At 66.5% G+C, this 19684-nt stretch carries 16 protein-coding genes; 1 reads left to right on the forward strand and 15 read right to left on the reverse strand.

What is annotated here, in order from left to right:
* Window positions 1-72: 72 nt before the first annotated feature.
* The 3 genes from QX041_RS31050 to QX041_RS31060 form a co-directional block, all read right to left on the reverse strand.
* A complete protein-coding gene (locus QX041_RS31050; RefSeq protein ID WP_315715989.1) occupies window positions 73-264 on the reverse strand; it encodes a hypothetical protein in 192 nt (63 codons plus the stop codon).
* Window positions 265-405: 141 nt separating this feature from the next.
* Window positions 406-1317, reverse strand: a complete 912-nt coding sequence (locus tag QX041_RS31055) for an acyl-CoA acyltransferase (protein ID WP_316167734.1) — start codon at window positions 1315-1317, stop codon at window positions 406-408.
* A 195-nt stretch (window positions 1318-1512) separates the two neighbouring features.
* Window positions 1513-2772 carry a hypothetical protein gene (locus QX041_RS31060; RefSeq protein ID WP_316167814.1) on the reverse strand — a complete coding sequence of 420 codons (1260 nt, stop codon included), beginning with the start codon at window positions 2770-2772 and terminating at the stop codon, window positions 1513-1515.
* Window positions 2773-2880: 108 nt separating this feature from the next.
* On the opposite strand from QX041_RS31060, the gene QX041_RS31065 reads away from it, so the two are divergent.
* Window positions 2881-4065 carry a glycosyltransferase family 4 protein gene (locus QX041_RS31065; protein WP_316167736.1) on the forward strand — a complete coding sequence of 395 codons (1185 nt, stop codon included), beginning with the start codon at window positions 2881-2883 and terminating at the stop codon, window positions 4063-4065.
* On the opposite strand, the gene QX041_RS31070 is transcribed toward QX041_RS31065, so the two are convergent.
* The 12 genes from QX041_RS31070 to QX041_RS31125 all read right to left on the reverse strand — a co-directional run bounded on the left by QX041_RS31070 (window position 4066) and on the right by QX041_RS31125 (window position 19626).
* Window positions 4066-5244 (reverse strand): glycosyltransferase, encoded by a 1179-nt coding sequence (locus tag QX041_RS31070; protein ID WP_315750701.1) that lies wholly within the window; start codon window positions 5242-5244, stop codon window positions 4066-4068.
* Window positions 5237-6259, reverse strand: a complete 1023-nt coding sequence (locus QX041_RS31075; RefSeq protein ID WP_315715985.1) for a polysaccharide deacetylase family protein — start codon at window positions 6257-6259, stop codon at window positions 5237-5239. Before QX041_RS31075 ends, QX041_RS31070 begins: the two co-directional genes overlap by 8 nt.
* Window positions 6256-7776 (reverse strand): lipid II flippase MurJ, encoded by a 1521-nt coding sequence (locus QX041_RS31080; RefSeq protein ID WP_315715984.1) that lies wholly within the window; start codon window positions 7774-7776, stop codon window positions 6256-6258. Before QX041_RS31080 ends, QX041_RS31075 begins: the two co-directional genes overlap by 4 nt.
* Window positions 7773-7952 carry a hypothetical protein gene (locus QX041_RS31085; protein ID WP_316167738.1) on the reverse strand — a complete coding sequence of 60 codons (180 nt, stop codon included), beginning with the start codon at window positions 7950-7952 and terminating at the stop codon, window positions 7773-7775. Before QX041_RS31085 ends, QX041_RS31080 begins: the two co-directional genes overlap by 4 nt.
* Complete coding sequence (locus QX041_RS31090; protein WP_316167740.1) at window positions 7949-9106, reverse strand: glycosyltransferase family 4 protein; 1158 nt, start codon at window positions 9104-9106, stop codon at window positions 7949-7951. Before QX041_RS31090 ends, QX041_RS31085 begins: the two co-directional genes overlap by 4 nt.
* Window positions 9103-11373, reverse strand: a complete 2271-nt coding sequence (locus QX041_RS31095) for an exopolysaccharide transport family protein (RefSeq protein ID WP_316167741.1) — start codon at window positions 11371-11373, stop codon at window positions 9103-9105. The genes QX041_RS31090 and QX041_RS31095 overlap by 4 nt, the downstream gene beginning before the upstream one ends.
* A gap of 26 nt (window positions 11374-11399) precedes the next feature.
* A complete protein-coding gene (locus QX041_RS31100; protein WP_315750689.1) occupies window positions 11400-12554 on the reverse strand; it encodes a glycosyltransferase in 1155 nt (384 codons plus the stop codon).
* A 380-nt stretch (window positions 12555-12934) separates the two neighbouring features.
* Window positions 12935-13627, reverse strand: a complete 693-nt coding sequence (locus QX041_RS31105; protein ID WP_316167743.1) for a DUF2848 domain-containing protein — start codon at window positions 13625-13627, stop codon at window positions 12935-12937.
* Window positions 13628-13699: 72 nt separating this feature from the next.
* Window positions 13700-15025: a DUF3422 domain-containing protein gene (locus tag QX041_RS31110; RefSeq protein WP_316167745.1), complete on the reverse strand. Its 1326-nt coding sequence runs from the start codon at window positions 15023-15025 to the stop codon at window positions 13700-13702.
* Between the two features lie 948 nt (window positions 15026-15973).
* The gene (locus QX041_RS31115) at window positions 15974-17176 is read right to left on the reverse strand and encodes a GIY-YIG nuclease family protein (RefSeq protein ID WP_316167746.1); all 1203 of its coding nucleotides are present in this window, start codon (window positions 17174-17176) and stop codon (window positions 15974-15976) included.
* Window positions 17169-19313 (reverse strand): DEAD/DEAH box helicase, encoded by a 2145-nt coding sequence (locus QX041_RS31120; protein ID WP_316167748.1) that lies wholly within the window; start codon window positions 19311-19313, stop codon window positions 17169-17171. Before QX041_RS31120 ends, QX041_RS31115 begins: the two co-directional genes overlap by 8 nt.
* Before the next feature lie 10 nt (window positions 19314-19323).
* A complete protein-coding gene (locus QX041_RS31125) occupies window positions 19324-19626 on the reverse strand; it encodes a BrnT family toxin (protein WP_316167749.1) in 303 nt (100 codons plus the stop codon).
* Window positions 19627-19684: the final 58 nt, after the last annotated feature.

Here is a 19684-nt window from a genome sequence, read left to right on the forward strand (position 1 = left end):
AGCCGCGCCGTCTGGATCGCCCCGTCCAAACATCATGCTCGAGCGGCAAGGCCGGAGCTCACCCGCGCCACATCAGTTTGCCGTCAGCACCAGGGCGTGGGCGGATGGTGCGCCGCCATGCGGGACGGCCAGCGTAACCGTGAACAGGATGGCGACGACCATGATCATGCAGAGCTTCATCATGACCGTCCTGCGATCGGTGATCGGCAGGAACAGGAAGAACAGCAGCATCGCCGCCAGCGCGAGTTCGAAAACGTAAGACATGGATGACCTCCTCCGTTGCCAGGAGGATGGCGCATGCCGGAAGCCCAGACTGTGCGTGCCGTCACACCGGTCCCATAGACCACGCGAGCGAGTATCCCGGCCGCCGCAGCGGGACCATGCAACCCAATCGATTGCCACCTCTCAGCCGTCGAACAGCGCGGCTTCGGTGAAGGCGAGATCGCCGAGATGCGGCGGATGCGGACCTTTGGCATATTTGCGTCCGCGCTTGTCCGAGTACCAGCCGGCCAGCCCTGCGATGGGCCCATTGGCATCGAGCCGCACCAGCAGGCCGCCGCGCCGCAGCAGCAGCCAGCCGATGTTGCCGGCCAGCCGCACGAGGTCAGCGACATCCCGGCAATACAGCAGGCGATACACCGGCAGCGCATTCATCACCCGGTGCTTCTGAAACACGAACGGATACGCCGCATCGGCCTCGCGCGCGACGAGACTGAGACACCCCCATTGCGCATGCTGCCGCAACAGATCCGCCTCATCGGGAGAGAGCCCGTGCACATCGTCCTCGGAGAATTCTTCGATACGGACATCCGAGCGCGGTCGCGACAGGGCCAGCGCGGCGTAGACCTGTCCCTTGCAGTAGACCGAAAAGCCCTGAGCCTCGACCTGTGGCCAAGTGTGCGGGGCCGGCGTGATGTTGAAATAGGTCACCGTCTTGTCGCGCGTCGCCGCGCGCACCAGCATCGAGCTGAAGGCACGGAACGCCGGCTCGACATACCAGCTCGAGACATTGGCCCTGACGATCGGCTCACCGCCGATGTGGAGCTCGGAGAACAGCAGCAGGATCACGCCGACAGGCACCCCGGCTTGGTCGAGACAATAGCCGAATGCCGGATAGCCGGCCGGCCGCGGGCGCGCCGCGTGGCGTTCGAGTCCGCGCAACCAATAGGCCTCGCTGCGAAAGGCGAATCCGCGCGTCAGCAGTGCGGCGACCGCCGGCAGATCCGCCGCGCCGATCTCTCGGATGCGAACGCCGGTCACGGCCTGCGCGGGAGCCGGCCTGTCATTTGCAATCTCAGCCTTTTTGATTGGCTGCATTCCAGCATCACCCGAGAGAGATCCGGCGCGCCACCCATGGCGCGGCGGGATCGTCATGACGGCAATTATCGTAAAAAGCTTTGGCGGCAGTGAACCACGTCGTGCTGGCCTTACTTTTCAGTTAATGGAACATGCGAGCCACACCCGACAGGCTTCGATCAGCGCCGACATGATCTTCGCGATCCGAGCCGCCGCTCACGGCCGCGGCACGCGAAACATGTAGGTTTCATCGGCATTGAGGCCGTCGACGAAGAAACGTCCGGGCTTTGCCTCGATCCGGCGCCGCAGCCCATCCCAGCCCCAGACCTCGAGGCTGCGCGTCCCTGCGGGCAGCTCGAGCTCGACCGCGCGGCCCGGCCGCTCGGTCCAGCCGGCAATGTTCTGCCACACGATCAAATCGGCATCCGATCCGCGCAGCGTGTACAGCGCCAGCCGCCGGTCGATGGACACGATCCTCATGTGACCGGCGAGCTGCAGCACCGTCTTCACCACGAGGCTGCGCGCCTCCGGGGTCCAGGGATCCTTGCCCGTCGCCATCGCATAGGCCAGGCCGTCGACATCGGGTGTGTCGCCGAGATTCCAAGGAAACGCCAGCATGGACACCGGCATGCTGCCATCCTTGCCAACCACCGCAAGCTGGTCCCAGATCGCATTGAGAAACAATCTGGCCGCGTCCGTATCGCTGTCCCACGCGCCGGCGCGAGCGACGTTGAACTCGGTTGCGTAGAAGTTGATGTCGCGGCTCAGCCCCATCGCCTGCTTGATACGGTCGAAGCAGGTCTGCACCGAGAACTCGCGGCCGCGGGTCATCGGATACCATTTATCATTGTAGTAGGTATGCAGGTCGATGCCGTCGAGACGGCCGTCCTCGAGCAGATCGGCGATCGCCGGACCGTAGCCGCGCAACGTCGCATCGCCATGCGAGTTGCAGGTGGCAAAGCCGCCGGGAACGACCCGCAGCTTGGGGGCGACGCTGTGAACACCGTCGGCAAGCCCGGCCAGCGCGTCGTGATAGTCCTGGCGCGGGATCGTGGCCTGCACATCGGGCTCGTTGATGGCGGTGAAGACGGTAGCACCCCAATCGGGAATACCGTTTTCGCGGCCCCATTCGCCGCCGGGGCGGAAACGTCTCGCCATCGCCTGCCCAGCCGCGAACCAGTCCTGATAGGACCCGATCGGCTGCGGCGGAGTCAGGCTCTGATAGCTGCCTTCATACTCCAGCAGGATCAGCGGCATGATACCGTTCTTGTGCGCCTCCAGCATCGCGGCATCGAAATCGTGCGGCGTCGGTACCCGCGCCAACGTCCGCCAGCCGTAGGAATCCATTCGGCCCATCCTGGCACCGACACCGTGCAGTGCCTGATAGATCTGCGCGCTCTTGCCGGCCAGATGCGTGACCAAATTGCCGCCGCCGATGCGCTCGTCGATCCGCAGCGCCGAGGCGTTCGTTTCGATGGCGTGGACAGCGCTCGGCCATGGCGACGTGACAAACGTTAACAGGGCTGTGCTAATGACCAGCAGATTGGAACGAAGTCGCAATGTCTGATCCCTTAGATTTCCGCTATGACGTTTGAGATCGTCCAGGTCGTTCAAGAGATAAGCAATGCCGGCGGCGTGGAAACAGTCGCTATCGAGCTGGCGCGCGTTTTCGGCCGGAATGGTTTATCGAACATCGTGCTCGCGAGCACCGTCGCGGACAATCTCGAACACACGATCAGAGTCGAGCGCGTTGCGCCATGGCTGGCGCGGATTCCGACTCGCGGACTGTTCCGGCACATCGGCCGCGCCATTGTCGTGCCGCTGTTCACGCTGGCCGCGACACGGGCGCTGGCGCGTCACCCCGACGCCGTCGTCATCAGCCACGGCGACAGCCTCAAGGGTGACGTGCTGATCGTGCATGCCGTCAATGCGCAGAGCCTCGCCGAGAAACGCGCCGCCGGCAGCTGGCGCTGGATGCTCAACCCTATGCATCTGTGGGTCGCGCTGCGCGACCGGTTCATGATCGGAGGCCTGCGGTATCGGGCGTTCGTGGCGGTGTCCTCCCGCGTCACCGCGGAGCTGCAGCGCTTCTTCCGCGTGCCGGCCGCCCGCATCCACGTCATCTCCAACGGCATTGATCTCGCGCGCTTCAAGCGCGACGCCGTCGGCGGCCAGGCGATCCGGCGTGAGTTCGGCATCCCGGAGAACGCGCGCCTGCTGCTGTTCGTCGGCCACGAATTCAACCGCAAGGGACTGGCGCATGCGATCTGCGCGCTCGATCGGCTCGGCAACAACGTCTGGCTGCTGGTCGTCGGCTCGGACAATCCCGCGCCCTACCGCAGACTGACGCGCAACGCCCAGCAACGACTGATCTTCGCCGGCCCACGCTCGGACCTGCCGGCGCTGTACTCGGCGGCCGATGCCTTCGTGCTCCCCACGAGCTACGAGACCTTCTCGCTGGTCTGCATGGAGGCCATGGCCTGCGGGGTGCCGGTGTTCGCAACGCCGGTCGGCGGCATCGAGGACTATCTGCGCGACGGCGTCAACGGCTTCCGCATTTCAGCAGACGCCGACGACATCGCGGCCAAGCTCGCGGCCGTCTTCGCCGACCCCGCACTGATGCGCCGGCTGCAGGACGGCGCCCAGGCCACCGCGCAGATCTATGGCTGGGACCAGATCGGGCTGCAATACATCGAACTGCTCAAGCAGATCGATGCCGCCAAGCGCCAGTCCGGCCGCGCAGCGATGGCGCTGCCGGTGAAGGCCTAGCTAATTCGTCTGCAGCCGCTGTGGGCGGGCGAGGCCGGATGCGGTTCTCGACTGATGCGCCGCACGGCATGCCGTTTCAATCGCCGCTGCGACCGCATCATAGGTGAAGCGCCGGAGCACGTTCGCGCGGGCCGCCTCACTGCGAACGGCGAGCTCCGCCCGCCGACCGCTGAGCTCATCGATGAGCCGACACAGGCTGCCGGGATCCTGCTCCGGCACGATCCAGCCGCCGTCGCCGACGACATCCGGAATCGCTCCGCAGGTCGATCCGATCACCGGGATGGCGCAGGCCTGGGCCTCGATGATCACGCGGCCGAACTGCTCGCGCACCGCGTCCGTGGTTCGCGTCAGCAGTAGCAATGCGTCCAGGCCGCGCAGAAAAGCCGCGACCGCAGCGGGTGAAGCCCAGCCCTGGATGGTGACGCGCCCGCCCAAACCAAGTTCGGCCACGCGCCGGCGCAGATGCGGCTCGTGCGGACCTTCGCCCATGATGCTCAGCGTCGCCGCCGACTTGCTGCGCGCGAGCGCTTCGAGCGCATCGTCGAGGCCCTTCTCGACCACCAGCCGGCCGACATAGCCGAGCCGCAGCGGCGAGCCGGCCGTCGCATTCGATCGATCACCCGCCGGCATGAAGGTCGCGAGATCGACACCATAGCCGATCGGCGTCACCGGACCCGTGTAGCCGCACGCCCTCACGACCTCAGTCGCATCGGGACTGCGCGACAGGATGTGGGCGGTGCGGCCGAGGACGAATTTGCGGATCGCCTCGAATGGTGGCGGCAGCCGTTTCAGGATGTTCTGGTCGACCTCGAGCACGAGCGCCGCACGGCCGCGCAGCATCTGCGCCTGCAGCGCGACGATGCTCCAGGGCTCTTCCCAAAGGTGAATCACGTCGGGATCGAGCTCGCGCAGCAGGCGGCGCAGCGCCGGATAGAAGTGCAGGTACCATTTCATCGGACCCGCGTCCGGGAGTCGGATCGGGAGCCGATGGATGGGAAAGGCTTCGTTGGAGTGAGCCGCGGTGATGGTGCGGCCGAATTCCTTCCACACCTCGGGCGTCACGAGATGCAGATCGACGTCGGGCCGGGACGCGAGATGGCGGTAGCGCAGCCGGCCGGCCTCGCTGCTGGTGGCCGGATGCGCAATCGAGACGATTCGCAAGCGCCCCCTGCTAGACACGGCCCATCACCTTCGCTGCAGTCCCGCTGAAGCCCGTGAGATGCAGCTCCATCGCCGCAAGCGTACGATGCGCGCCATTCATGGTGTTGCGCGGAATCGAGAACGCATCCTGCCCTGCTTTGACAAGGCCCTTGCGCGTGGTCGCGGCACTGGCGAATCCGGCCTGCCGCGCCAGCGCAAAGTCCCGCGGTCCGCAATCGGCGGCGCGCCCGTAAGGAAATGCGAAGTGCCGGACGTCGATGCCGAGCCGCTCGTTCAATCGCAGCCGCGCGCCGGCCAGCTCGCAAAGGGCGTCTTCGGAAGACAGCGACGAGATGCGCGCATGCGAGACGGTGTGGGCTCCGATCTCGATGAGCGGATCCGCCGCCAGCACTTCCAACATCTCCCAGGAGATCGCATGTTTCCAATGCATCGCCTCGATGTCGATGGCGTTGGCGGCACAGAACGCGGCGTAACGATCCGCCGCCTGCGGGCCATCCCAGCGCGAGGCGATCTGCGCGAACACCGCGCGGCGCTGCTCGGCGCTCGACAGCGCGATCCGCTCATCGTCGACCCTGACATGGTCCCTGTGCAGCAGCGCATCCTCCAAGCCGGCGGCCCACAGCGGCAACGTGCCTTCGGGAATGCCGGTCGTCACGAACAGCGTCACCGGCACCTTGTGCCTGCGGAACACCGGCACAAGCAGATCGAACGTATCGCGGTAGCAGTCGTCGATCGAGAAGTTGACGTAGCGGCCGGACGGCTCGGCGCTTGCCGTCCGGCGCAGCGCCTCGCTGATCGTCACGACGTCCCAACCCTGGTCGAGGACATAGCCGAGGAAGCGATCGAGAAAGTCGGCATCGACGTAGAAGTCGCGATTGGGCAGACGCTCCCACTGCTCTGCCGGCGCGGTGCGATGGAACGTCAAACAGCAGCCGCGCGGGCCGAGCACACGATCGACCGCCTTGGCGACGGGAAGGACGAAGGCACCGGATGCCATCATCGCCTTGGCGGCAGCGAGGGCCAGCAGGGTCAACTCAGCTCTCCCTTCATCCTGAACGTACGACGAACATGACGGAGCGCCGTGCCCACCACGGCCGGCAGCAGGATGCCGATCGCGAAGGCCAGGCAGAGCAGATACGCCAATCCGCCGGCGAACAGGCGCGGCAGCAGGCCCGGCACGGAGGTCTGAATCATCAGGCCGAGCACGACCATCAATGCGGTCGGCAGCAGGGCCAGGCCGATCACGAGCAGGAGCTTTCGCGCATCGCCGAGCACGAACACCACGCCCGACAGTAGCACGAGGCTGCGGATCGCTTCGCCAACGCCGAGCAACTGCATGCCGGCCGCCGGCGACGGATCGAACAGCGGCATCAGCAGGTTGAAGCCCATGTTGGCGAGATAGGCCGAGACGATGATGACCGCAGCGACGCCGTTGCGCCCCGCGCCATTGAGCAGACGGATCAGGATCCAGCCGAGGGTCGCGGCCCAGACGCCGCAGGCGATGCCCTTGAGCGCATGCGAGGTCAGCAGCAGGGCCTCGTCGCCGAACGCGCCGCGGAAATAGATCAGGCGGACGATGTCGGTCGAGAAGACCAGAAGGAACGCCGAGGCCGGCAAGGTCAGCGCGAGCAGCGGCCGCAGCAGTGCCTCGGTCTGCGCACGCGGATCGCGTGGGGCATGCTGCGACAGCACCGCCATGCCGAGCGGTTGGCTGATCAGCAGCAGCGCGCTCTCGGTCAGCGAGCGCGCGTAGTCCAGCGACGCGACGGCGCCGGTCGTCAGCCGCGATGCCGTGAAGCGCTCGATCCAGACATTGCCCTGCTCGGCCAACGGCAACGCCAGCAGGACGCGCAGCCGGCGGAAGAATTCGATACCCTTGTCGATCACCATGCCGGCGGTCAGGCCGGCGACGCTCAGCGCGCCCTCGCGCCACAGCGTGAACAGACCCCAGGCGGCGAGGCCATTGAAGGCGACGGTGAAGGCGCAGGCGAGCATGTAGGCGTCGCCGGTCAGCACCAGCAGGCCGATGCCGCCGATCACCGCGACGTTGAGCAGGCTGGCACGGACATTGGTCAGCCGCGTGCGGCCGAGCGCGATCTCGCCGGCGGCAAGCACATTGAGCACCGCCGACGCCGGCATGCCGAACGCCATCATGCGCACGAAGTGCAAGGTCAGCTCGCGCCCCTCCGCCGAGAAGCCGCCGACGACGGCGTTCACCCAGAGCTCACCGAGCAGCAGGATGATCGCGGTCACCAGGCTCGAGACGACGGCAATGACGATCGTCAGCGCACCGAGGCTGCGCGCGGCATCCGGCCGCTGCAGCGCCTCGCGATGCATCGGGATCATGATCGCGGGCACGCTCTCGTTCTGCAGGAACGCAAGCGGGATGAGCACGGCCGCCATGGCGGCCCGGAAGCCGTCGGCGATGAGCGAGGCGCCGAGCACGTGCGCCATCAACACCTCGCGGCCGAAGCCGAGCATCTTGCTCGCCAGCGCACCGCTGATCAGCAGCGCACTGAAGCGCTTGAGCGAAGGACCGGAGGCGCTCATGCGGCATCCTCCGACACGGCCGGCGGCCCTTTCCATCGCGCAGGGACTTGTCCGTCCTCGAGCAGTTTCGACCACGATGGCACCGGCGCGAGAATGGCGAACGGCGGGCCGCAATCCACGACGAGATCGACCATACGCCGCTCGGAGGCCGGGGCAGGTGTGACGATCGTGCTCACACCGCCGCTCCCGCACCGACATTGCGGATCAGCAGCCCGATCGAGTCCAGCATGCGTGTCAGACTGTAATGGGTGCGCGCGCGGCGCGACGCGTAGTCGAGCTGGGGCGCGAGGATCTCGGGTTCAGCCAGCACCGCGTCCAAGGCCTCGGACAGCGCACGCGCGTCACCAGGCGGCACGAGCAGGCCGGCCCGGCCATGTTCGAGGATGTCCGGCGCAGCGCCAGCGTCAGTGGCGATCACCGGCACGCCGGCGAGCATCGCTTCGACCAGGGTGCGGCCGAACGGCTCGGGATCGATCGACGGATGCACCATCGCGTCCACCGCCTGCATCAGCAGCGGCACGTCGCTGCGATGCCCAAGGAAGTGAACGCGATCGCCGAGGCAAAGCTCCGCGACCAGCCGTCTCAGCTCAGCCGCGTAGTCCTGCTCGCCGAACAACGCGTCGCCAACGATGATACCGTGCACGTCCGGCAATTCGGCCAGCGCCTCGATCAGAACGTGCTGCCCCTTCCACCGCGCGAGCCGGCTGAACACGCCGACCAGCGGTCCCGACGGCAGGCCGAGCCGTTGCCTCAGCTCCTCGCGCGACACGGGTACGGGTTCGACGGCGAGACCATTGGGCACGACCTCGACGAGAGAGCGTCGACCTCCGGCCTCGATGAAGGCGGCTGCGGCAGCTTCGGAGGGGACGACGACCTTCGCCGCGAAGCGGTTGGCGAGAAAGATCTGCATGCGACGCTGCAGCGCGCCGAAATGAGCCGGGCTGATGATGTCGTGCAGATGCCAGATCAACGGCCGCCGTGCCGCGATGTTGGCGATGGCCGACAGGACAAAGGCCTTCTGCGAATTGGCATAGAGGACGTCATGCTTGCGTGCGACATGCGCGAGCTCCGCGGTGATCGCCGCGAGTCTGCCGAACAGCGGCAGCGCCTCGAGCCACGAACTGTCACGTCTGAACTGCCCCAGGCCGTGGCCCCAGCGCGACGTGACGACCGACATCCCGCGCTCAGCCAGCACCTGGCCGAGCGGGCCCGGCTCGAACAGGAACACCGACGAATCCTTGCGGCCCTGGACGACATCGAGCAGGATCAACTCGGCGCCGCCGATCTGCCCGGTGTGATCGACGAATAGGACACGCTCGGTCGACATCACCCGGCTCCGGCGTAGGCCGCCACGGGCGCGGTCTGGACCACAGGCGCGCTGCGGTGCTCGACGTCGGTCATGGTGACGACGATGCCGACATCGCGGGCTCCGAGTGCCCTGCTCCTGTTCACCGTCGCGACCGCCGGCTCGATCAACGACCGGTCACTGCGCACGCAGACGATCGCCCAGTCCGTACCGGCAAGGAAGTCGTTCCGTTGCGACGGCAATGGTGTGTCGACGATCACGGCATCATAGCCATCGAGACCAGCGAGGAGACGGTCGAGGCTGATCGCGTCGAGAATGTCGCCGACCGGACCGGTCGCCTCACCAACCGGCAGCACGTCGAGCGAGGGATGCGCGGTGGGCAGAACCATGTCCCGGAGCGGCGTCCCGCGCTCCAGCGCGCCGAGCCATCCGGGGCTTGCCGGCAGCGCCATGATCTCTGCAAAGGCGGGATGCGAGACGTCGCACTCGACGACCAGCACGCGCCAGCCTGCGGCCGCGAGGTGCTCTGCCAGCGCACAGGTCGTGGTCGTCTTGCCATCTGCTGCATCGGGAGAGGTCACGACGATGCGCTGCGATCGGGCGGACCGCTTCAAACCGAGTTCGTGGACGAGATCATGCAGCGTGTGCTGAAAATCAGTGTCCTCGGAGGCGAGGCGCAAGACGCGCGGGATCGCCAGCGGTTGGTGGCTTTGCAGGATCGCGCCGAGCGCCGACATCTCACGCAGGCTCTTCAGGCGCGGCAGGCAGGCCAGGATCGAAACGTCGGCGACGCTCGGGAGATGGGACCTTCGTTCAGGCGCTGCCGGTGGCGTCGCCGCTTGCGGTGCGGTCACACGCTCGGCCAATTCAGGGACGATGGCCGGAGCTTCGTCGACAGCGGGCGCCTCGACCTGCTCGGCCGGCGCTTCCGGCGTGACGGGCACGGGCGGGCTGATCAGGCGCGCGCCGAGCCTGTCGGCGAGCAGCGCAGCGCCGACACCGAAGATCAACGCGAGCGTCGTGCCAGCGGCGAGGAACGGGATCTTCTTCGGGAAGAACGGCTTGCTCGGCAGCTCAGCGAGGCTGACGAGACGCGTGCTGCCGCGCAGGACACGCCGTTCGGTCTCGAGCTCGCTCGCCTTCTTGTAGAGCTCGGCATATTGCTGCCGCTTGATCTCGGTGTCGCGCACCATGCTCTCGATGGAGGCCTCGTCCAGCGTGGCCGAGCCGGCCTCCGCCTTCGCCGTCTCCATCTGCTTCTTCAGCGAGTTCACCAGCGCGGTGTTGGCATCGTACGTCTTCTGCGCGCTCGCCGCGATGCTCTGCATCTCGGCGACCAGCCGCTGCTGGATGATCGCCTGCTCGCGCGTCAGCGCCAGGATCGAGGGGTGCTTCGGCCCGAGCACACCGGCCGCACTGGCGAGCTGCGCGCTCACGGTCGTCAGTTGCTGCTTGAGGTCGGCGATGGTGCGGCTCTGCAGCACCGACGGGGCGTCGGTCGGCCCGCGCTCCTGCTCCGACTTTATCTCCTGCAGCCGCGCCGCGGCGTCGGCGCGCGCGGCCTCCGCCTGCGACAGCTGCTGGCCGATGCTGGTCAGCCGCTCCGAGGAGATCGGCGCATTGGCGCCACGCATCAGGCCCTTGGTGCGCCGGAACTTCTGGATCTTGTCGTCGGCCTCGCGCAACTGCTGGTCGAGCTGCTTCAATTCCTTCCAGAGCCAAGAGCTCGCGACCTCGCGGCTGTTGGCGCCTTCGGTGCGCTGGTCCTCGAGAAAGGTCTGCGTCAACGCGTTGGCGAGCGTCTTCGCAACCTCGGGACTGCTCGACTGATAGGAGATGTTGATGACGCGCGAGCGGCCGGCCGAAGCAACGCTGAAGCGACTGTCGACGTGATCGATGAACGCGCCCGGATCGGTCTTGAGGCGCTGGCACGCATCGCCCGAACCTATGAGACGGCCGCGCTCGCATTCGCCGACCACGGCGTCGACCACGCCGGGCGACGACATGATCTGACGCAGCAGGCGCGGCGAGCGGATCACCAGGAGCTGGCTTTCCATGTCGGCGGGATCGCCGATCTTCTGCGCCCACGCCGCCGAGGTGTTGGCACCCGGCTCCTGCTCGGCGATGATCACGGAAGCGGTGGCGAGATAGCGCACCGGCAGCAGCACGAGCGCGGCCACGGCAAGCGCGAGAACGGCGCCGGCCACGATGGCGAACACGCCGCGGCGGCGCCAGATCCGGGCGACGGCGTCAATGCCGGACAAGGCCTCGCCGAGAGCCGCCTGCCTCATGATCTGCACCCGTACCACATCCAATATTACGCAATCAGCCGCGTCGCGCGGCCCTGATGTCCCGCACGGAAACTGTCGATCTCCTCGTTGACCGCCGCGACGAACTGGCTGCGGAAACGCTCGGCCGAGAAGAAGCTGGCGCGCTGGCGGCAGTCGAGCCGCGAGATCGATTTCTCCTTGGCCACGAACGATCGCACGCAGGCCGCGATCGCCTCGGGCTCGGGCGAGCCGAAGAACATGCCGGTCGGCCGCGGCCCCGTGGTGAGGATCGACTCGCGTGCACCGCCGCGGCCGAGCGCCAGCACCGGTGCGCCTTCGGACTGCGCCTCGACCGGGATGATGCCGAAATCCTCTTCCGCCGCAAACACGAAGGCGCGGGCGGTGGTCATGAGGTCACGCAGCTGCTTGTCGGGCACGAAGCCGGCGAACTTGACGTTCGGCCCCGCGATCGACTTCAGCCGCGCGGCTTCCGGACCGTCGCCGGCCACGACCAGCTCGAGGTCCGGCATGGTGTTGAAGGCGCGCACGATCGGCTCGATGCGCTTGTAGGGCACGAGCCGGCTCGCGGCGAGGAAGTGGTTGCCGACGGGCAGGATCGCATCGCGCTGCGCGATGGTCACCGGCGGATAGATCACCTTGGCGTCGCGGCCGTAGATCTTCTTGATGCGGCGGGCGACGAACTGCGAATTGGTGAAGATGGCGTCGGGACCGTGCGCGGTGCGCGCATCCCAGATCCGCATCTTGTGCAACAAGGCGCGAGCGATCAGGCCCTTGACGCCGGTGGCGTAGCCGCTCTCCTGCAGATACTGGTGCTGCAGATCCCAGGCATAGCGCATCGGCGAATGCACATAGGCGATGTGCAGCTGCTCCGGCCCGGTCAGAACGCCCTTCGCCACCGCGCAGCTGGAGGAGATCACCAGGTCGTAGCTCGACAGATCGAGCTGCTCGATCGCGAGCGGCATCAGCGGCAGATAGGAGCGGTGATACTTCCGCAAGAGCGGCATCTTCTGCAGGAAGCTGGTGTGCGACTTCTCGAATCCCAGCTTGGCGCGGTCCTCGGGACGCAGCAGGTCGAACAGCGTGAAGACGTCGGCGCCGGGATAGCAGCGCAGGATCTCCTGAAGGACCTTCTCGGCGCCGCCAAGAACGTAAAGCCAATCGTGGACGATCGCGACGCGCACCGCACTCTCCCAATTCCCGGGGCATTTAATAAAACCCTTAAGGGAGGCGTTCACGCGCACAAACCCAATCCTAAACTTCTAGTTAATCGCCCTTGTCGTCCGACCCGTCGAATCCGCTGCTATCAGGTAAGGATCGATTAAGGATATGCCAGCCGCATTGCGTCTCATGCCGTGACATGGTGTGCCGGACCAGAACGCGAAACGAGGCCATGGTCCCGCTTCGGCACACTCCGGCACGATAGGCCGCCTTGCTTAACAGGCCCTTGCGGATCGCAACGCCTGCGCGAATGCAGCCATGCGTGGCGACGGCCGCGACGACGCGCCGCGGCCTGATCGTTAGCGCATTCCGCCGCACGCGAACGTGATCGCGCGCGTCCCGATCAGCCGGCGATGGCGAGCTGCTCGATCGCGTGGCCGTGGCGGATGGCGCGGTTCAGCACGGGATCGACCAGCTCGAAGTCGAAGCGGTCGGCGGGGCGGATGCCGCCCTTGGCGGCAAACGTGCCGCCGAACATCGCGGTGCCCTCGGGCAGGCCTGCCTCACCATAACGGCGCGCGATCAGGTCGACGGGCGCCAGCATGCCGCTCAGCGCACCCTCCTGATAGAGCACGCGCTCGCCGTTGATGGTCGCGTAGGCGCGCAGCATCAGCTGGTCCCAATGCGCGGCGACATCGTCAACCAGCCACAGCTCGGGCGCCACCGGCTTGTCGCACATCTGCTTGGACACGGTGATGTTGTAGGTCTCGACCTTGCGGTCGGTATGATCGGAGCCGACGCCGACATAGAGCCGGCCGCCGGACTTCACCAGCACGAACTCGACCTCGCCGGAGGAGTCGCCGCCGCTGACCTCGATGCTGTCCGACGTCGTCAGCCGGCTGGCCGCAGCCTCGTAATAGATCGGCGTCGTCGCCGGCCGGGGAATGCCGAGCTCTTCCAGCTCGGCGATGTGCTTGTCGCGGGCGACCGGATCGCGCCCGGTCCAGCCGGCGATGACGAGGCGGCTCAGCGTGATCCGCTGCCGCGTCGCCGCACCATCCGCGTGAACCAGGAAATCGATCGTCGCACCGCTCATCGTCTCATCGCCTCTTGCTGACCAGCCCGCCGCTTAGCCGTCCGGCCGCTCGCTGGCAAGGCGCCCAGCCGTTCACTCCTGCTCGGCCTTCTCCGCCTCGTGATCCTCCTTCAAGTGCCGCTTGCGGATCTGGTGGGTCGTGAACCAGATCAGCGCGATCGCGACCGGCACGAAGGCGGCGGTAGCCAGCGTCGGCTCGACCGGCAGGCCGGTGTCATGCGCGCCCTTGGCGAGATAGCCGAACAGGCTGACGACGTAATAGCCGATCGCGGCCACCGACAGCCCCTCGACCGTGCTCTGCAGCCGCAGCTGCAGCTTGGTGCGCTCGTTCATCGAGCGCAGGAGATCGCGGTTCTGCTGCTCCAGCTCGACATTGACGCGGGTGCGCAGCAGGTCGGCGGCGCGCGCCAGCTTGAGCGACAGGTTCGACTGCCGCCCCTCCAGCGCGTTGCAGGTGCGCATCGCCGGCGCGGTGCGCCGCGCCAGGAACGACGACCAGCTCGAATACGGCGCGACCGGCTCACCCTCGATCACCGCCAAGCGGGCCTGCACCAGGTCGTAATAGGCGCGGCTGGCGCCGAACCGGAACAGGCTGCCGGTGGCGCCGCGCTCCAGCAGCGCCTCGAGCTCGGTCAGCTCGCGCAGCAAATGGTTGTTGAGCTTGAACGACTGCGCGCCCTGCATCTCCGCGAGCACCTCGACCAGCCGCCGCTCGATGCGGTCGACGTCCGGCGCCAGCGCCAGCGCCGCCGGCAGGCCGAGCAGCGCCAAAGTGCGGTAGGTCTCGAGCTCCAGCACGCGCTGCACCAGCGCCCCGAGCCGCTCCGGGGTCGGGCCGTCGGCGCAGACCAGGATGCGGGTGAAGCCGTCGTCGTCGAGGCGGAAGTCGGAGGCGACCGCGCCGGCGCTGCCCTTGATCGTCACGATGGCGAGGCTGCTCTTGTCGAAGATCTCCTCCGCACGCGCCACCGGATCGGCCGCATTCTCGACCTCGAGCTTGACCGCCACCAGCAGCTCGCCGGCCTGCGGCAGCGCCGCGATCAGCGCCTGCAGCTCGGGCGCGATGGCCCCGAAGCGGCGCGGTCCGGCGCCGGCCGGCGGGCTCCAGATCCAAGTGAGGGTGGCGAATTCCGAATGCTGCTCGAAGCGCAGCCTGACCGGGCCGAGATCGACCTGATGATGCTTCACGCCCGGCTCCGGCGGCAGCGCGCCATGCTGCGCGCAGAACGCGGCGAGGCTGGCGCGGTCGACCGCCGGACTGTCGCCCTTCGCCATGAAGGCGAAGCGGATCACCAGCACCGGCTGCGCCAGCGGCGTGAACGGCCGCGCATGCACCTCGTTCAGCACGCTCTCGCGCAGGGCATGCGGCGTGAAGGCGGACTTGTCGAGCGACGTCATCGGGAGAGTCCGCGCGTGAGAGCGACACCTGACGCAGACGATCGCGCTGCGCCGGAATTGATCACCCCCGTCATGCCGTCCATCCCCCTGACTTCCGCTGTCGCCCTACTGCCAACGCGGCAGTCGCGTGTGACACCAGTGTAGCGCAATTCGATGACGGCGCCACGGCTGCGGCGATGTTGTGCGCACTGGCAGCTCTCTCAGCGCCACGGCAAGTCGATCATGATGCACGCAGACACACCAACACCTCCCGCGGCGCGATCGCGCCCGAGATCATCATCACCAAGACCATCTTCAAATGCCGAGGGCGCAGGGAAGGCCGGGCCCCGACTGAGGCCCGTGGCCCGCCTGCGGAAAAAAATGCAGGCGGCAGGAACCACAGGTTCAGCCGGACAGACCCGGCCCTCCCTGCGCGATGGGTTTAACGTCTGCTCCGAGCTCTCCCCGGGGACCGGCTTGTTTGCCCCCGTCGCCTGATGACACGTCATGTCATCCAGACTTGGCGCCAGCATCGGGGCGCCAGGACCACACGGCTTGAACGTCCGCGAGCTGCCAATCGTCCAGCGCAACAGCACCTGACAACACTCGCGGCCACCGCTCCCCGCCTCAACGTATCGTGACGACGCGTACGCCCCTCTGCATGAGGACGGGATGCAGGGAGTAGAGCATGATTTCGGAAAAAGAGCAAGATATTTCTTAGAGCAGGTCGCGCCAAAACGTCACGCGCTGTCGCAAGTCACGATCGTCAGACCCTCACCCTGAGGAGCCCGCCGACAGGCGGGCGTCTCGAAGGGCGAGGCCCCGGCCGTGGCCTCATGGTTCGAGACGCGTCGCAAGAGCGACGCTCCTCACCATGAGGGTCTGGCGCCGAGGGCGGCGCTGCACATTGACCATGAACACGCGAACGGCTTGTTCATGGAGATAGGTCGAACACCGCATCCGGTCCGCTCACGCCGCCCGCGTCAGCGCGGCCGTCTTGGGGTCGTAGACGTAGCCGGTGATGGTGCCGTCCCTGATCTTCTGGACGACGTCGTCGACCACGAACAGCGGCACCAGGAACCATTCGCGCGGCACGATCGGGTTGCCGAAGCGGTCGTTGATGGTGATGTCGAGCCGGGCCGGGGCGAAGACGCGGTGGATGATGTTTTCGAGCCGGGTGCGGTTGATGTTGAACAGCTCGTAGGTCGCGACGATCTCGACGTCGGCCATCAGGAAGGTCGGATCGAGCCGCGCGTTGGTGATGCGCGTCGCGACGTCGCCGCCGGTGACGCCGATCTTGTGCAGCACGTCGCGATGCGCCGCGACGTCAGGATGATCCGACTTGCTGCGCAGCACATAGACGGTGCCGCTCGCCTCGTCGCCATCCTCGGTCATGTCCGCGAACAGAGGCCCGGCATTCGGCTCGGTGACCCGGCGGCCCGCATCGTCCTTGTAGAGCGCACGCTGCAACGAGCGCAGCAGCAGGTCGCTCTCGGTCGCGTTGGAATAGATCACGCGCAGCCGCGAATCGGTCTGGCCGTTGGGCGCCTTGAAGGGCTCGCCGACGGCTGCGACATAGGCCAATTGACCGCCAAGGATGAAGAACTGTCCGGCCTTGATCTCCGCCTTGAGGAAGCCGGTGTCCTTAACGATCGGCCTTGTGGCGCGCAGGCCCGCGCGGATCTCGTTCTGCACCTGGTCGAACAGCGGCTTGAAACGCTCGAAATCCTCGCATTTCGTCCGATTGGCGATCTCCTCCGCCGCGCACTTGTCGGCGGCGGAGCGGACGTGGCGAAGCTCGGTCAGATCGTCGGCCGGCGCGTCGACACCGAGCTCCGCGAGCAGCGCGTCGTCGTCCAACTCCTCGGCGAAGCCGGACGGGGCGGCTTCGGCGCCGGCAAGCAGGCCCTGATGATCCAGGGGCGCGAGCAGCGTGCGGCAGTCCTCTTGCTCCCGCAGGCGGTCGAGCCTGACGGCATAGATGCGCTCGAAGATGTCGCGTCCCTCGCCATGCTGAGGGATGCGGCCATGCTCGGTGACGAAACGCTGGATCTCCTCGAAGCCGGCGATGATGCGCTCCTCGCGCGCGGTCCGGCCGCCTTCCTTCTTGGTCTCGACCTCGACGCCCAGCTCTGCGAGCAGGGCATCGTCCTCGTCGGTGAAATCAACCACGCGCGGCCTCCGCCTTCATGCGCGCCAGGAACGCCACGCCTTCAGCCATGCGCTTTTCCCACGCATCCGCCGAGGTGATCAAGGGCAGCCGTCCCCGCTCCTGCTTGAACCTGACCGCCCGTCGCGCCAACTCGCGCGCCTCCTCCATCGACATGGTGACGCGCTTGGCCTCGATGATCTCCTTGATCCGCCGCAGGCTGTCCTCGGTCATCGCCTTGGACAGGATCGCATAGGCCTCGCCGAACGGATTGATGCGGTCGATCATGTCGATGTCCAGCTCGCGCACGTCCATCGCGAAGCGGCGGACGCCGTCGACGAAGGCGGTGTTCGGGCTCGCCTCGCTACCGGCGCCGGCGCCGCCCACGGCGATCTCCTTGGCCTTCTGCGTCAGGTTCAGGGCGGCGATGGCGTGCTGGCGCACGGCTTCCTGGTCCTCGTCATCCAGTTCGGGATATTTGTCCTTGATGATCTTGCCGAGGCGAAGCTGGGTCAGTTCCTCCGGCACCAGCTCGGAATCGAACAGGCCGCGCTCGATCGACGGCTTGTCCTGCACGAAGGCGGCGACGACCTCGTTCAGATCCTGCTGACAGATGCGCTGCGCCTCCGGGCTCTTCGGCGTGACGAGACCTTTGATCTCGATCTGGAACTTGCCGGTCTCCTCGTTGAAGCCGACGTTGCACTGGGCCGGATCGTAGCCGGCCTCGCCATAATCATAGCCAGGCGCCGCCTCGTTGTTCGGGTTCTTCGGCTTGAACTCGAAGCGCGGCGCCAGCACCTGCTCCATCAGGAGGCTTGCGGCGATCGCCTTCAGGGTGTCGTTGACCGCCTCGGTCACCAACTCTTCGGAGGCATCGGGCTCGGCGATCAAATTGGTGAAGCGCGCACGGGTCTTGCCGGGAGCGTCGCGGGTGGCGCGGCCGATGATCTGCACCACCTCGGTCAGGCTGGCGCGATAACCGATGGTCAAAGCGTGCTCGCACCAGATCCAGTCGAAACCTTCCTTGGCCATGCCGAGCGCGATGATGATGTCGACGAAATCGCGGTTGGTCTTCTGCGCAGGGTCCTTCAGCGCGGCCGAGACGCGATCCCGCTTGGCCGGATCGTCCTCGACCAGATCGGCGATCCGCAGCACTTGGCCGGACGGAATCTTCACGAGCTGGAAGCCGGTGGCGGGATCGGAGCCCTGCCAGTCGCCGAGCGCGCCGATGATGTGCTCGACCTCCTTGATCTTGTCCTTGGTGCTCTCGCGCGAGTTGACGGAGGGAATGTGGACGATCGTCTTCTCGGCGGGATCGAGCACCTTCAGGATGTCGTCGGCATAGGAGCCGGCATAGAAGAAATAGCCGATGTCGAGCCGCTTGAGATATTCGTAGCCGTTGAGCTGCTCGTAATAGGTATAGGTGACGGTCTCGAACTTCGCCTCGTCCTGCGGCGCCAGCACGGCCTCGGCGTCGCCGCGAAAATAGGAGCCGGTCATGGCGACCAGGTGCACCCTGTCGCGGGCGATGAACTGGCCGAGATGCAGGCCGAGCTTGTTGTCGGGGTTGGCCGAGACGTGGTGAAATTCGTCGACCGCGATCAGCCGGCCGTCGAACGCCTCGACGCCATATTGATCGACCGCGAAGCGGAAGGTGGCGTGGGTACAGACCAGCACCTTGTCGGCGCTTTCCAGGAACGCCGCGACCGACTTCACCTTGCCACCATTGTCGGAGCCGGGGGCATTGCAGAGATTCCAGCGGGGCTCGACGTGCCAGTCGGCAAAGAAGCCGTACTGGCTGAGCGGCTCGTCGTTGAAGCTGGCGCCGATCGAGCGCTCGGGCACGACGATGATGGCCTGCTTGACCCCTTGATTGTGCAGCTTGTCGAGCGCGATGAACATCAGCGCGCGGCTCTTGCCGGAGGCCGGCGGCGACTTGATCAGCAAATATTGCTCGCCGCGCTTCTCATAGGCCAGTTCCTGCATCGGCCGCATGCCCAGCGCATTGGCCTTGGTCGAGCGGCCGGTGCGGGCATAGGATACGGACACCGACGGCACGTGGCGCGGATGCGCCGCGCGCGGCTGCCTGAGCTTCGCCGATTTGAAAAAGCTCTCGTCGGCCTCCGGGATGTCGGACGTATCGATCTGGCTGTCCGGCATCGCGGCCAATTCAGCTAAGCGCTTGTTTGAGATAGGCATCGAAATGCTTTCTTTCGTTGGACGTTGCCTTGCGGGCGCTGATGATGCGGATCACGCCATTGCGGTCGGTATGAACCACGCAGATCACGACCACCCCGCCGAGCAGGCCAAAACTCTTTTCCCTGATCTCTCCGAACTCGCCGCTCTCGTCAGGTCCGGTCAGCACCGGCCCCTGGAAGATCGACGCAGCCTCCTCGAACGACAGGCCATGCTTGCGCAGGTTCGACGCATTCTTCTCGGGGTCCCACTCGAACCCTTCCATCGGCTGCCCCACCCGAAATGATGTTCAGTATATGTTCTCATTCGACCATGAGTCCAGAAGCCTCATGGGG

This window comes from Bradyrhizobium sp. SZCCHNRI2009 (genome assembly GCF_032485115.1).
GTDB lineage: Bacteria > Pseudomonadota > Alphaproteobacteria > Rhizobiales > Xanthobacteraceae > Bradyrhizobium.